Here is a 12,885-nt window from a genome sequence, read left to right on the forward strand (position 1 = left end):
ATTGTTCACTGGAAAATTGCGGGAGCGCTCTGGAGCGCTCCCTTTTTTTTATCCATCGCCGCTGCGTTTGGCCAAGGCATTGGCCAGTCATCCCGCGCCGGGAACTTCACCCGTTTGATCTTCTTCTACCTACAACAGGCGGCGTCAGCCGTCTTTTGCAAAGGAGTCGATCATGCAAGTTCAAGTCAACAGCAACCATATCGAAGGCAGTGCCCGATTGCAGGAGTGGGTCGGCAGCACGGTGGTGGACGCGCTGCAGCGTTTCGAAGATCAACTGGCCCGCGTCGAAATCCACGTCAGCGACGAGAACGCCCAGAAGGGCGGCGCCGCGGACAAACGCTGCCAGATCGAGGCGCGCCTGCAAGGCGTTGCGGCCATCTCCGTTAGCCACAAGGCCGATAGCCTGGAGCTGGCGGTGGAGGGCGCCGCCGAGAAAATGCTGCATGCGCTCGATCATCAGGTCGGCAAACTCAACCCTGCCGTCGAATCCATGGGGCGCGTGACTGCCCCTGTGGATGAAGCTCCGCCGGAAATGGTAGACGCCATGTTGGAGGAGGATTTCCTCGAAAACCAAGAGGCTCGTGGCAAAGAATAAGGAGACAATCATGACCGCTCATCAACCCTTCAGCCGACAAGTGCTGGCCGAGCTCCTGGCGTTCGACGAACAGCCGAGCCTTTCGTTGTATATGCCCACACACCGCACATTCCCGGAGCGCAGCCAGGACCCGATTCGCTACAAGAACCTGGTGCGCGAACTGCAAACCCAACTGGAAAACCAGCACCCTGGCCTCGATTGCACGCCGTTGCTCGAGCCTTTTCATGCGCTGGTGGACGACCAGGCGTTCTGGAACTCCAATCGCGACGGCATCGCGGTGTTCGGCGCCCGTGACTATTTCAAAGTCATCGCTGTGAACCAGCGTTTGCCGCAATGCGCCTTCGCCAATAGCCATCCTTACCTCAAGCCGCTGCTGCGGCTGGTCCAGTCAACCGAGCGATATCAAGTGCTGTGCCTGACCCGTAATGAAGTCTGGTTGTACGAAGGCTCTAGCGAGCAGCTGGAAAAAGTCGAGTTGGCCGAACAGGTTCCGCGTAATCAGAACGAGGCCTTGGGCGACGACCTGACCTCGGGAGACCAGCAAGGCTTTCCCAACGGTTTCAGCCGCAGCAGCGAGCGCGGCGATCCGATGATGCATGAGTCCGCCGGTGGCGGTAAGCAAGATGAAATCAACCTGGACCGCGAGCGGTTCTTGCGCGCTGTGGACAAAGCCATCCTGCAATACCATTCGCAACCTTCGGGGCTGCCGATGATTGTCGTGGCCCTGCCGGAAAACCAGGCGGTGTTCCGTGCCGTCAGCCATAACTCGAACGTGCTGGCGCAGGGCATCGAAGGGGATCCTTCGCGCTTGGGCCTGGAAGAGTTGCGGGTCCAGTGCTCGAAACTCATGGCACACAGCCACGCTGACCGGGTGGTCGACAGCCTGAATCGTTACGGCGTCGCGGTGGGGCAGGGACGGGCGATGGACAACCTGGCCAACATCGCCAAGGCCGCTTGGGAAAGTCGTGTCGCGTTGCTGCTGGTAGAGGCCGAACGGCAGGTTCCCGGTCAGCTCGACCCGGACAAGGGCAGGCTCATCATCGACGAAACCGGCGACGAACAAGCCCCGGATGTGCTCGATGAACTGATCCTGGCCGTGACCCGGCAAGGCGGCGAAGTGGTGGTAGTCCCGCCCGAGCATGTCATGCCGACCGATAGCGGAGCGGCGGCGGTGTGTCGGTTCTAGCCGCCCTGGCGTTGCAATGTATCCCGTGGCGAGGGAGCAAGCTCCCTCGCCACGGGTGAATCTACAAGGCTTCAGACCTTCAACACTTTCCCGCTGACCGCCACCGCCACCAGCGACATCGCAATCAAACCGAACGCAATGCTCAGGCTGCTGGCATGGGCGACAAAACCGATCAGTGCCGGCCCTGCGAGGATGCCGGCATAGCCGATGGTGGTAATGGCCGGCACCGCGATGGCTTCGGGCATCAGTGTCTGTTTGCCGACGGCGGTGTACAGCACCGGCACGATGTTCGAGCATCCGGCACCGACCAATGCGTAGCCCAATAGCGCTGCTTGCCACATCGGTGCGACGGTCGCCAACAAGAAACCCGCTGCTGCGATCGCCCCGCCGAAGATAATCACGCGCTTGGCACCCAGGCGATGCACCACCGAATCGCCCGTCAGCCGGCCGACCGTCATGGTCAAGGCGAATGCGGCATAACCCAGCCCGGCGTAGGCGCTGTCCACGCCGCGCTCGGCGGTCAGGAACACCGCGCTCCAGTCCAGCACCGCGCCTTCGGCCAGGAACACGATGAAACACAGGATACCGATAAACAGCACCACGCCATGGGGGATGGCAAACGCCGGTCCCGAGCTTTCACTGCCGTAGGGCAACAGGTGCGGCGCAGCCTTGAACAGCGCCACCAGCAGCACTGCGTTGACCACCAGCGTCGCCCCTAATGGCGAAAGACCCAGGCCGAGCAAGGCGCTCACACCCGCCGCGCCGATGATCCCGCCGAGGCTGAACATGCCGTGGAAACCCGACATCATGGTCTTGCCGCTGGCCCGCTCGACGATCACCGCCTGCAGGTTCACGGTCGAGTCCACGGTGCCGAGCCCGGCGCCAAACAGGAACAACGCGGCCACCAACCAGGGCAGGGAGGTCATCGTTGCCAGCAACGGCAAGGCCAGGCAGATCAGGATCGTGCCGCCGCTGAGCACCCGACGGCAGCCGAACCGCGTCGCCAGCGCGCCGGAAATCGGCATCGCCAGGATCGACCCGACCCCAAGGCACAGCAGCAGCAACCCGAGGGTGCCTTCATCCAGATTCGCCCGCACCTTGGCGTAAGGCACCAACGGCGCCCAGGCGGCGATGCCGATACCGGCGATGAGATAGGCGATGCGGGTGGACATCTGTTCCAGGCGTCCGGGAACAAAAGTGGGAGGAGGTGTAATTGCGGTCATGAAACGTCCTTGGCTTTCGTGCGGTGCGGTGATGCAGGCGGGGGCCTATGCTTGCATATCCACTGACCTCGCTGCGACCCCAAGGTGCCGACGCGATGTTCGCACCCACCACAAGCTTTGCCCCTGTGGGCCCAGCCGGCATAAAGTGGCGATCCTTTCGCTGATTGACCGGATCAGGTGCATGACACGATTTTATGATGCGCGCGGCAATATTTATGGCGTGGTTTCACCGCGGCAGGTCCGTGCCCATGGCATTGACTTGCCGCTGTCTGCCGCCCAGGCCGCGCAAACGCGTGAAGCCTGGAGCACCACCGCCGTGCAGGCCTTCTGCGGTTGGGCAGCGGGAAAGGCGCCGCCGGACGCCAAGGCCCATCGTAGCGACGGCCTGCTGGTCGGCCCGTTCCAGGACGCGCCGCCCTTTGATCTGCTGATCGTCAATACCGACGGCACACTGGCCGAGCGCAGCGGCAATGGCCTGACGATTTTCTCCCTGTCCCTGCAAGAACGAGGGTTGCTGCCGGAGGATGATGGCTGCGTGCTACAGGTTCATCACGACAAACACGACGGTGGCTCACCCCTGCAAACATCGGTTCGTGTCGCTGAGTTCGAAGGTGTCCAAGGCTTCTGGCTGGACTTGGGCGCACCGTCGTTCGGTCCCCTGGCCGTCGATGCCGACGGCACGGAAAACGTGACGTTCAACCAGTGCGACGTGAGTCGCGTGCCATCGCTCCATGCATTGAACCTGGCCTGGCGCTACAGCCAGTTCGTGCGCATCGGCAATCCTCATTGCGTGACCTTGGTGGATGACGCGGCCGCGCTGCCAAGCCTTGCACAGATGCGCGCCGAGCCGCTGTCGCAAAACCTGACTCGTATTGCCTATGCGGCGCCCGGCGGGACGGGGATGCCTTGTTGGGCGGGGGTAAACCTGCAGTGGGCATCGCCCGCGGCCGAGGGACGGATCGACGCTCGGGTGTTCGAGCGGGGCGAAGGTCCCACCGCGTCGTCTGGCACCAGCGTCAGCGCCGTGGCCAGTGCTGCTTGGCGGGTGGGCTGGGTGAAGGCCGGGCCGGTACGCGTCGTGATGCCCGGCGGCACTGCGCCCATCCTGCTGGAGGAACAGGCGGGTGAATTGGTCCGGGTCAGCCTGTTCGGCACGGCGCGGCTTCTGCCATAGCGTATCAGCGCGCCAATGACGTTTTCACTGGCGAGCTCCCGCTCGCCGATTTTACCCTTCAGCCCAACTGCGGGCCAAATTCCACCACCGGCATCTGCCGTTTCATCAGCACTTCGCCGTTGCGGATCGAGTAGATCGGCAGGCCTTGGCTGCGGATCACTTCGTAGTCGCTGTCAGCCGAGAGGATCAGCAGGTTCGCCGGGCGTCCGGGTTCCAGCCCGTAGCGTTCGCCCAGGGCCATGGCCTTGGCGCTGTTGTCAGTGACCAGGTCTAGCGCGCTTTGCAGGTTGCGGTAGCCGAGCATATGACAGATATGCAGGCCGGCTTCGAGCACTCGCAGGATATTGCCGTTGCCCAGTGGATACCACGGATCGACGATGGAGTCCTGGCCGAAGCACACGTTCATCCCGGCTTCGAGCAGCTCATTGACGCGGGTGACACCGCGGCGTTTGGGGAAGTTGTCGAAGCGCCCTTGCAGGTGAATGCTTTCGGTGGGGCAGGATACGAAGCTGATGCCCGAATGTCCCAGCAGGCGGAACAGTTTGGCGCAGTACGCATTGTCGTAGGAACCCATGGCCGTGGTGTGGCTGGCGGTCACCCTGGCGCCCATGTCGCGGCTGCGGGCTTCTTCGGCGAGCACTTCCAGGAAGCGCGAATGCGGGTCGTCGGTTTCGTCGCAATGCACATCCACCAGGCAGCCGGTGCGCTCGGCCAGGTCCATCAGGAATTTCACCGAGCTGACGCCCTGGTCGCGGGTGTATTCGAAATGCGGAATGCCGCCCACCACGTCGGCGCCCATGCGGATCGCTTCTTCCATCAGCTCGCGGCCGTTGCGGTAGGACTCGATGCCTTCCTGGGGGAAAGCCACGATCTGCATGTCGACCAGATGACGACTTTCCTCGCGCACTTGCAACATCGCCTTGAGCGCGGTAAGCGCCGGATCGGTCACGTCGACGTGGGTGCGCACATGCTGGATGCCATGGGCGGCGAGGGCCTGCAGGGTTTTCTTGGCGCGGGTCTTGGTGTCTTCCTCGGTGATGGTGGCCTTGCGTTCGCCCCAGCACTCGATGCCCTCGAACAGCGTGCCGCTCATGTTCCAGCGCGGTTCACCGGCGGTTAGGGTGGCGTCCAGGTGGATGTGGGGTTCGACGAAAGGCGGCACCACCAGGTTGCCGCCCGCGTCGAGGTCTTCGGCCGCCAGGGTGGGGGCCTCGGTCTGGCGGGCGATGTTGGCGATCAGGCCGTTTTCCAGGTGCAGTTCATGCAAGCCTTCGCGGTTGCGCAGGCGGGCGTTGATGATGTGCATCGGACAATCCTTATAGGTCTTGGAGTGGCGCGGTGGCGGTGCGGCTACCCAGTACGCCGATCAATAGCACATACGTTAGCGCGCCGGTGGCGATTCCTACCAGTGGCGCGATCCATGGCGAGTTGAATGCCGCGAGGGTGCCGACGCCGTAGGCACATAAGCCTGGCCAATTGAACGCCGGCAGTTGCGCCTCGGCCAATCGAGGATAGCGACCACGCCAGCGGAAGAAGAAATCGGCCATGATCACGCCGCCAATGGGCGGGATGACCGTGCCGAGCAGAATCAGATAAGGCACCAGCATGTCGTACATGCCCAGTAGCGCGAGCAGCGTGCCGATCACCGCGCCGGCCAGTGTGACCGTCCTGCGGCGACGGGTGCGCAGCAGGTTGCAGCCGGCCACGGCGAAGTTGTAGATGGTGTTGTCCTGGGTGCTCCAGATGTTGAGCAGCAACATGGCCATTGCGGCCATGGCGAAACCCTGCAACAACAGGACTTCGACCACGTCCGGCTGCTGATAGACGATGGCTCCGTAGGCACCGATCAGGACCATCAGGCCATTGCCGATAAAGAAGCCAATCAGGCTGGCCAGGACCGCGGCCTTCGCCGAACGGGAAAAACGTGTCCAGTTGGTCGCCTGGGTGGCACCGCTGACAAAGGTGCCAAACACCAGCGTGATCGCGGTCGACCAGTCCAGGCTGCCCGTGGGTACCACCGCCAGCAGGCCATCAAGGCCGCCGACCGTAACCGTCGCTACCCACATGGACAGCATCAGCAGCAACATCATCGCCGGCACGGCGATGTAGGACAGTATTTCCAGCCCGCGATAGCCAATGTAGGCCGTGGCGCAGAACCCCAGCCCGAACAGCACCATCAGCCCCAGCACGGTCCCCTGGCTCAGTTCGAAATACTTGCCCAGCACCACCGCCGCGGTGGCCGTGCCCCAGGCGTACCAGCCGATTTGAGTGAAACCCAGGATCAAGTCGCTGAGCTTGCTGCCCACCTCGCCGAAACAGAACCGCCCCATCAACACCGAATTGAGCCCGCTCCTGAAGGCGATGTAACCCAGGCCTGCGGCATACAGGCCCAGCAGCAGGTTGCCAATGACGATGACGCTGAGCATCTCGGCGAAACCGAACGCCACGCCCAGCTTGCCTCCGGCAAACATGGTCGCGGTGAAAAAGGTGAAGCCCAACAGCACCATGGCCGTGGAGGCCAAACCCTTGCGCGCATGCATCGGCACTTCGCTCAAAGGATAGTCGTTGCCCGGATCGTTCTGAGTCATGTGGCGGTCCTTGCGGAAAAAGGAAAAACGCAAGCGTGCAGCGGCCGTGCCAAACCAGCGATCGCCGGTTATGTATAGCCAAGTTGTGGATCCGGTGGGGTTCAAGGAGCAAAAGCGGAGCAGGGATGATTCAAGTTGGAACACGGACCGTCCGGCTCAGAGGCCCGCTTCCACGAAACGATGCGTTCAGGTCTGAACGTGCACCAATAAGAATCGCAACAGCGCCGCGACGATGGCTTCCGGCGCGTCTTCCTGAACCAAGTGCCCGGCGTTCGGCACCGGGTGAAACTGCGCGCCCGGAATCATGGTGTGCAGCGCCCTGCCGCGCTCGATGGGGATCCATTGGTCGTCCTCGCCCCAGAGTATTTGCGTCGGGCAGCGCACTTGCGGGTACAAGTCCTGGACCTGATCGGTGTAGCACTCGTCCATCTGCGCAATCTGCCGATAGAGCGCGGCCTGGCCGGTCTCGCCGAGCCATGGCTGTACATAGGGCGCCAGTTCTTCGTCCGGGATGTCTCGTTTTATTGCGCCGCGGATATACGTCGGCACGATGGCTCGCTGGATATAATCGGGCAAGCCGCTGAACGCCGCTTCATGTTGGCGCACATGCTGGACAAAAGGTGAACCCCAGGGCGATAAGGCCACCGGGTCGATCAGCGTAAGGCTTCGGTAGTCCTTGCCATCGAGCAGATGCGCCCGCAGGGCGGTGGCACCACCGAAGTCATGGGCCACTACGTCTGGACAGTCCAGGTCCCAATGCTCAAGCAGCCTTTCGAACAAGCGGTTTTGCACGCCGAGAGACACATCGGCGTCAGGTTGCGCGGACTGGCCGTAACCCAGCAGGTCGAAGTAATGGACTTTATGCGAGGCAAAGAACAACGGGGCGATCCGGTGCCATACATAAGAAGAGAATGGTGTGCCGTGGACAAACACCAGCGGCGGGCCGTCGCCTTGGACGGCGTAGCGGATGGGATGTCCGTCGAAGTTGTAGACTTGATCCAGCGGCCAGTGGGTCATGATTGTGTCCTCTTGGCATGTTCGAGCCAGAAAGCATAGACACAAAACCCTGACGTGAGTCTGCCAACAACAACCTGTGTGAGGGGACTTGTCTACTCGCCGTGATAGATGCAACCGCTGGTGCAGGTCTCGTGGATACGAATGGCGCTGAGTTCCGGCAGCAACGGCTTCAACTCGTTCCAGATCCACTTGGCCAAGACTTCGCTGGTGGGGTTTTCCAGGCCTGGGATGTCATTAAGGTAGTTGTGGTCCAGGCGCTCGTAGAGCGGCTTGAAGATCGCCTTGATTTCCGAGAAGTCGCGAATCCAGCCGGTGTGCGGATCGATGTCGCCACTGAGGTGGATCGCCACCTTGAACGAGTGACCATGAAGGCGACCGCACTTGTGGCCATCCGGCACGTGAGGCAGGCGGTGGGCGGATTCGAATGTAAATTCCTTGAAGATTTCCACAGATTTGGCTCTTTGAATGGGCGGGCGCGAGGCAGGCGGCGCAGTTTATCAGTTTGATCCAGGTGTTGCGCGAGCGTGCTGACTAAAGGGTCAGCAAACGCACCTGTCTTAGCGTGTCTTGGCCGAATCGTAGACGCTGCTGCGCTCGCGCTTACCGACTGCTATGACCAGAATGACAATTCGCTCATCTTCGATGCGATATACCAGTCGATAGCCAGCGCCGCGCAATTTGATCTTGTAGCAGTCTTTCATTCCATGAAGGGCGTCGCCCGGCACGCGGGGGTGCCCTTGCCGTTCCTGAAGTTTTTTCAAAAACTGTAAACGGACGACACCGTCCAGTTTCTTAAGCTCTTTGAGTGCCTTCGGGTTCCATTCGACAGCATAATCAGTGCCCATTGGCGATAGCAGCCTCAGCCTCGCCAATGAGATCGTCCATCGACACGCGCACGGGCGTGTCGTTGGCCTCAAGCCGGGCCTTCACCACCTGGGCCAGCTCCAACTCATCCAGGCGCTCGATCATTGCTTCGTAGACGCTTGCCGGCACCATGTAGCCCATCACGCGATTATGGTTCAACACGGCCACTGGCGAACCGTTAGCACCGTTGAGGACGGCGGACGGATTTTTTTTCAGTTCCGATACGCTGACGGCCACATCAGCCAAGACGATTTGCATGGGTAGGCTCCTATAATGGACTTTATTCTGGTCTTTTTTGGGTCGTCCAGGCAAGCGCAGCTCATCGCAACATCCGACTCTAGGCGCCCACGTACCTCTGTGTTGCGCGAGCGTGCTGACTAAAGGGTCAGCAAACGTTCGCCCAATCCACCATTGGCGGTCAGCTCGAGGAACTCGTCGCCCAGCCGGCGGCTTTCGTCCATCGCTGTGCTCCAGTATTTGCGGCGGCTCGCGTCATCGCCCATGAAACGCTTGAAGTCGTTGCGGTCCGGCAGTTTGCCGAACGGCAGGCGGGACAGGTATTCGCGCGACGGCGCCAGCAGCAACACGTCCTGCAGGCGCTCGATGTTGCCGCGACGCCACGGCAGGCCCTTGTCGAACCAGCCGGGGATGACCCGATCGGTAAAGTGCGGATACAGGACGATGTCCTCGCCGCTGTAGGGCAGGTCAAGGTGGTAATCCAACAACCCGCCATCGCGGTAGGTCCCGGCACCGGCGCCAGGCAAGTCGCGCACGCCTTCCATCACCATCGGGATCGAGCCCGACGCCAGCAACGCCTGGCGCAGGTTGCCGGCCACCAGCGGCACGAAGCGCGACGGGAAGTCGGTCAGCGGATGCAGCGGTGGCGCCAGGCGGGGATCGTGCACGATCAGCCGTTCGAAATGCCGGGACAGCCGCGCCCGGCCGCGCAGGTTGTCGGCAATCACCGACGACAGGCCCAGACCCAGCCGTGCGCGGTGATCCAGTGCCAGGCTGCCGTGGCTCTTGACCACCATGATGTTGAGCCGGTAATGCGGGTTGTCGAGAATGCTCAGGTCGCGACCGTCAAGCAAGTCATCGAGCATGCGTTGCGAACTCTGGCTGACCCCAGCCATGGTCACGCCTTTGGCAAAGCTCTGTTCGTTGTACAAGCTACCCAGGCGACGGATTCCTTCTGCAGCGTCCGGCAGGCAGGCGCTAGCAAAGCGCCATGAACCCACCGAAGCGCCGATCAACGAACGCTCTCGCGGGGCGGCGGGCAGCCATTCGCCGAACAATGCCAAGTCAAGCCCCTGGATACCCAAGGCCTTCGGACCACCGGCGGCGCCCGGAAGGATGCCGACGTCGGCGGGCTTGAGGCCGGCCTGACGGATGCGCAGGAAGGCGCGAGGGCCGGCCTTGAGCGTGAGGGCAGGGTACTTGATGTGAATGGCGGTCATACCGATCTCGAATACAGGCAAGCGGGTGATTATAACGACACACCTCGCAGATTTGGCTTGGGTCCAATGATGGCAATTCAGTTTCAGTTAAGTTCCTGCCGATACAGTTGTCCGGTGAAGATTATAAGAAGGAGATAACCCGTGAACCGTCTGACTGCCTTTTCCATCGTGACGCTTCTGGTGATCAGTACCGGGCTGGCTCAAGCGCGAGACCTCAGCGCCGCCGAAGCCCAAAACCTGTTGGACGCTGGTACCATCCAGCCTTTCGAAAAACTCAACGCCGCCGCCCTGGCCGAACACCCTGGCGCCACCCTGACCGATACCGAGCTGGAGGAAGAGTATGGCAAGTATCGTTACAAGGTGGACCTGCGGGATGCCAAGGGCATCGAGTGGGACCTGGAACTCGACGCCGTCACCGGCAAGGTGCTCAAGAATCATCAGGATACGTAATGAAGTTTAATCAACGCACCCGGGGCCGCTGGGCGCTGGTGCTGCTGACATTCTGTTCGCTGGCCGTGGCGCGGGACCTGGATCAGGACGAGGCCTTGCAATTGCGCCAGCAGGGCGTGATCTTGCCGCTTGAGCAACTGCTGCAGCAGGCGCTGGACCGGCATCCGGGCGCGAAACTGTTGGAGGCCGAGCTGGAAGAAAAAAACGGCGTCTACATTTATGAAGTCGAGTTGCTGGACACCGATGGCGTTGTGCGCGAATTGGACCTGGAGGCCGCGACCGGCCGTTTACTCAAAGATAAGGAAGACTGATGCGCCTGCTTTTGGTGGAGGATCACGTTCCCCTGGCCGACGAACTGATGGCCGGGCTTGCCCGACAGGGCTACGCCGTCGATTGGCTCGCCGATGGTCGCGACGCGATTTACCAGGGCAGTAGCGAGCCCTATGACCTGATTATCCTCGACCTTGGCCTGCCAGGGGTGCCCGGGCTTGAGGTCCTGGCCCAATGGCGTGCCGCAGGCTTGACCGCCCCGGTGTTGATTCTCACCGCCCGCGGATCCTGGGCGGAGCGTATCGAAGGGCTCAAGGCCGGCGCCGATGACTACTTGACCAAGCCGTTCCATCCCGAGGAGCTGCACCTGCGGATCCAGGCGCTGTTGCGTCGATCCCACGGCCAGGCGAACCAACCGACGCTCCAGGCGGCGGGGCTGCACCTGGACGAAGGCCGGCAGTGCGTGATTCGTGACGGCGCGGAAATCCAGCTGACCGCCGCCGAGTTTCGCTTGTTGCGCTATTTCATGCTCCACCCCGAGCAGATCCTTTCCAAAAGCCATCTCGCCGAGCACTTGTACGACGGTGAGACCGAGCGAGATTCCAATGTGCTGGAGGTCCACGTCAATCACCTGCGGCGCAAATTGGGGCGCAGCGTGATCGAAACCCGTCGCGGCCAGGGGTACCTGTTCGGCGGGCAGGCGCAGTGAGATCCATCCAGCGGCGCTTGAGCCTGGGCTTGATCGGCGTGATGGTCGTGGTCGGCCTGGTCCTGGCGCAGACCAGCCTGTGGCTGTTCGAACTGGGTTTGCAGCGCTACCTGGAAGCGGGATTACGTAACGACAGCGAGAATCTGCTGGTGGCGCTGGTCCGGGGTCCGCAAGGTTTGCAACTGGACGAGCGACGTTTGTCTCCGGCTTATCTTCGGCCCTTTTCCGGGCATTACTTCCGCATCGATTTTGCCGACACGCATTGGCGCTCCCGCTCCCTATGGGACCAGGAGCTGCCGCGGCTCGATCATCCGGGGCTGCACAGCAATCTGCAGCTGGGGCCCGAGGGCCAGAAACTGCTGGTGCTGCGCACCGACTATCGGCGCCTGGGCCAGGCGATTTCCATCAGCGTGGCCCAGGACTACACGCCGGTCCGTGACAGCTTCCTGCGGATGCAGCAGATTGGCGTTGGCCTCGGCTTGGCGGGTTTGCTGCTGATCCTGTTGTTGCAGCGCTTCACCGTGCACCGCGCCCTGCGTCCTTTAGAGAAGGCCCGGGAACAGATTGCCCAATTGCAGCGCGGGCAGCGCTCGCAACTCGACGAACAAGTGCCCAGGGAACTGGAGCCGCTGGTGGCGCAGATCAACCATTTGCTGGCCCATACCGAGGACAGCCTCAAGCGTTCACGCAACGCCCTCGGTAACCTGGGCCATGCCTTGAAGACGCCGTTGGCGGTGCTGCAAAGCCTGGCGTCGAACGAGAAGCTCGATCCGTATCCCGAGTTGCGCAAGCTGCTGCTGGAACAACTTGAGCAGGTTCGCCAGCGCCTGAACCGCGAACTCAACCGCGCCCGGCTGTCCGGCGATGCCTTGCCCGGCGCGCACCTGGATTGCGACGCCGAACTGCCGGGGCTGCTGGCGACCCTGAACATGATCCATGGCGAGCATCTGCACCTGGCTTACATCGCACCGCCCGGCTTGCACCTGCCTTGGGATCGCGAAGACCTGCTGGAGTTGTTGGGCAATCTGCTGGACAACGCCTGCAAATGGGCCGACGCCGAAGTGCGCCTGAGCGTGATCGAAACGGCCGAGGGCTTTAGCCTGCTGGTGGAAGACGACGGTCCCGGTATCCCCGAGGATCGCCGCGACCAGGTCTTCAGCCGCGGCACGCGCCTGGATGAGCAGACCGACGGCCATGGCCTGGGACTGGGCATCGTGCGCGACATCGTTGATACCTGGGGCGGCACGCTGGCGTTGGGCGACAGCGAGTGGGGCGGGTTGAAGGTCGTGATCCAACTGCCTCGGCGTTGATCCGGGTGCAGGGCGCCTTTGTGTGAACAAGCAAGCCCGCAC

Annotated in this window: 15 protein-coding genes; 7 read left to right on the forward strand and 8 right to left on the reverse strand. The window is 62.0% G+C overall.

Annotated features, from left to right (window positions below):
* Positions 1–172: 172 nt before the first annotated feature.
* Together J3P95_RS09185 and J3P95_RS09190 are read left to right on the forward strand one after the other, a co-directional pair.
* The gene (locus tag J3P95_RS09185; RefSeq protein WP_434562325.1) at positions 173–595 is read left to right on the forward strand and encodes an HPF/RaiA family ribosome-associated protein; all 423 of its coding nucleotides are present in this window, start codon (positions 173–175) and stop codon (positions 593–595) included.
* A gap of 10 nt (positions 596–605) precedes the next feature.
* A complete protein-coding gene (locus tag J3P95_RS09190; protein WP_434577723.1) occupies positions 606–1,781 on the forward strand; it encodes a hypothetical protein in 1,176 nt (391 codons plus the stop codon).
* 71 nt (positions 1,782–1,852) lie between these two features.
* Here the strand turns inward: J3P95_RS09190 and J3P95_RS09195 are convergent, their stop codons facing one another.
* The gene (locus J3P95_RS09195; protein WP_434577721.1) at positions 1,853–3,004 is read right to left on the reverse strand and encodes an MFS transporter; all 1,152 of its coding nucleotides are present in this window, start codon (positions 3,002–3,004) and stop codon (positions 1,853–1,855) included.
* A gap of 181 nt (positions 3,005–3,185) precedes the next feature.
* On the opposite strand from J3P95_RS09195, the gene J3P95_RS09200 reads away from it, so the two are divergent.
* On the forward strand, positions 3,186–4,178 hold the full coding sequence (locus J3P95_RS09200) for a diaminopimelate epimerase (RefSeq protein ID WP_434577719.1): 993 nt from the start codon (positions 3,186–3,188) through the stop codon (positions 4,176–4,178).
* A 58-nt stretch (positions 4,179–4,236) separates the two neighbouring features.
* Here J3P95_RS09200 and codA read toward each other — a convergent pair whose 3' ends face one another.
* The 7 genes from codA to J3P95_RS09235 form a co-directional block, all read right to left on the reverse strand.
* Positions 4,237–5,484 carry a cytosine deaminase gene (codA, locus tag J3P95_RS09205; RefSeq protein WP_434577718.1) on the reverse strand — a complete coding sequence of 416 codons (1,248 nt, stop codon included), beginning with the start codon at positions 5,482–5,484 and terminating at the stop codon, positions 4,237–4,239.
* A gap of 10 nt (positions 5,485–5,494) precedes the next feature.
* Positions 5,495–6,766, reverse strand: coding sequence for a cytosine permease (gene codB / locus J3P95_RS09210; RefSeq protein WP_434577716.1), 1,272 nt, complete (start codon positions 6,764–6,766; stop codon positions 5,495–5,497).
* Positions 6,767–6,952: 186 nt separating this feature from the next.
* Complete coding sequence (locus J3P95_RS09215; RefSeq protein WP_434562336.1) at positions 6,953–7,783, reverse strand: alpha/beta fold hydrolase; 831 nt, start codon at positions 7,781–7,783, stop codon at positions 6,953–6,955.
* Positions 7,784–7,875: 92 nt separating this feature from the next.
* Complete coding sequence (queD, locus tag J3P95_RS09220; RefSeq protein WP_003203918.1) at positions 7,876–8,232, reverse strand: 6-carboxytetrahydropterin synthase QueD; 357 nt, start codon at positions 8,230–8,232, stop codon at positions 7,876–7,878.
* Positions 8,233–8,340: 108 nt separating this feature from the next.
* A complete protein-coding gene (locus tag J3P95_RS09225) occupies positions 8,341–8,628 on the reverse strand; it encodes a type II toxin-antitoxin system RelE family toxin (RefSeq protein WP_434562338.1) in 288 nt (95 codons plus the stop codon).
* Positions 8,618–8,905, reverse strand: a complete 288-nt coding sequence (locus J3P95_RS09230; RefSeq protein ID WP_434562340.1) for a type II toxin-antitoxin system Phd/YefM family antitoxin — start codon at positions 8,903–8,905, stop codon at positions 8,618–8,620. Before J3P95_RS09230 ends, J3P95_RS09225 begins: the two co-directional genes overlap by 11 nt.
* Before the next feature lie 119 nt (positions 8,906–9,024).
* Positions 9,025–10,104 (reverse strand): patatin-like phospholipase family protein, encoded by a 1,080-nt coding sequence (locus J3P95_RS09235; protein ID WP_434562342.1) that lies wholly within the window; start codon positions 10,102–10,104, stop codon positions 9,025–9,027.
* A 141-nt stretch (positions 10,105–10,245) separates the two neighbouring features.
* On the opposite strand from J3P95_RS09235, the gene J3P95_RS09240 reads away from it, so the two are divergent.
* Genes J3P95_RS09240 through J3P95_RS09255 form a run of 4 tightly spaced genes read left to right on the forward strand, consistent with a single transcriptional unit; the run spans position 10,246 to position 12,843 of the window.
* On the forward strand, positions 10,246–10,554 hold the full coding sequence (locus tag J3P95_RS09240; protein WP_434562344.1) for a PepSY domain-containing protein: 309 nt from the start codon (positions 10,246–10,248) through the stop codon (positions 10,552–10,554).
* A complete protein-coding gene (locus J3P95_RS09245; RefSeq protein WP_186614850.1) occupies positions 10,554–10,865 on the forward strand; it encodes a PepSY domain-containing protein in 312 nt (103 codons plus the stop codon). The genes J3P95_RS09240 and J3P95_RS09245 overlap by 1 nt, the downstream gene beginning before the upstream one ends.
* Positions 10,865–11,533, forward strand: a complete 669-nt coding sequence (locus J3P95_RS09250; RefSeq protein ID WP_434562348.1) for a response regulator transcription factor — start codon at positions 10,865–10,867, stop codon at positions 11,531–11,533. Before J3P95_RS09245 ends, J3P95_RS09250 begins: the two co-directional genes overlap by 1 nt.
* Positions 11,530–12,843, forward strand: coding sequence for an ATP-binding protein (locus J3P95_RS09255; RefSeq protein ID WP_434562350.1), 1,314 nt, complete (start codon positions 11,530–11,532; stop codon positions 12,841–12,843). Before J3P95_RS09250 ends, J3P95_RS09255 begins: the two co-directional genes overlap by 4 nt.
* Positions 12,844–12,885: the final 42 nt, after the last annotated feature.

It is taken from the genome of Pseudomonas sp. Z5-35, from assembly GCF_051131945.1.
In the GTDB taxonomy this organism is placed as follows: Bacteria; Pseudomonadota; Gammaproteobacteria; order Pseudomonadales; family Pseudomonadaceae; genus Aquipseudomonas; species Aquipseudomonas marvdashtae.

What these genes read in the sequence shown, in the direction of transcription:
- J3P95_RS09185 (WP_434562325.1), top strand. Translation starts at nt 173, where the DNA reads ATGCAAGTTCAAGTCAACAGCAACCATATCGAAGGCAGTGCCCGATTG.
- J3P95_RS09190 (WP_434577723.1), top strand. Translation starts at nt 606, where the DNA reads ATGACCGCTCATCAACCCTTCAGCCGACAAGTGCTGGCCGAGCTCCTG.
- J3P95_RS09195 (WP_434577721.1), bottom strand. Translation starts at nt 3,004, where the DNA reads ATGACCGCAATTACACCTCCTCCCACTTTTGTTCCCGGACGCCTGGAA.
- J3P95_RS09200 (WP_434577719.1), top strand. Translation starts at nt 3,186, where the DNA reads ATGACACGATTTTATGATGCGCGCGGCAATATTTATGGCGTGGTTTCA.
- codA (WP_434577718.1), bottom strand. Translation starts at nt 5,484, where the DNA reads ATGCACATCATCAACGCCCGCCTGCGCAACCGCGAAGGCTTGCATGAA.
- codB (WP_434577716.1), bottom strand. Translation starts at nt 6,766, where the DNA reads ATGACTCAGAACGATCCGGGCAACGACTATCCTTTGAGCGAAGTGCCG.
- J3P95_RS09215 (WP_434562336.1), bottom strand. Translation starts at nt 7,783, where the DNA reads ATGACCCACTGGCCGCTGGATCAAGTCTACAACTTCGACGGACATCCC.
- J3P95_RS09225 (WP_434562338.1), bottom strand. Translation starts at nt 8,628, where the DNA reads ATGGGCACTGATTATGCTGTCGAATGGAACCCGAAGGCACTCAAAGAG.
- J3P95_RS09230 (WP_434562340.1), bottom strand. Translation starts at nt 8,905, where the DNA reads ATGCAAATCGTCTTGGCTGATGTGGCCGTCAGCGTATCGGAACTGAAA.
- J3P95_RS09235 (WP_434562342.1), bottom strand. Translation starts at nt 10,104, where the DNA reads ATGACCGCCATTCACATCAAGTACCCTGCCCTCACGCTCAAGGCCGGC.
- J3P95_RS09245 (WP_186614850.1), top strand. Translation starts at nt 10,554, where the DNA reads ATGAAGTTTAATCAACGCACCCGGGGCCGCTGGGCGCTGGTGCTGCTG.
- J3P95_RS09250 (WP_434562348.1), top strand. Translation starts at nt 10,865, where the DNA reads ATGCGCCTGCTTTTGGTGGAGGATCACGTTCCCCTGGCCGACGAACTG.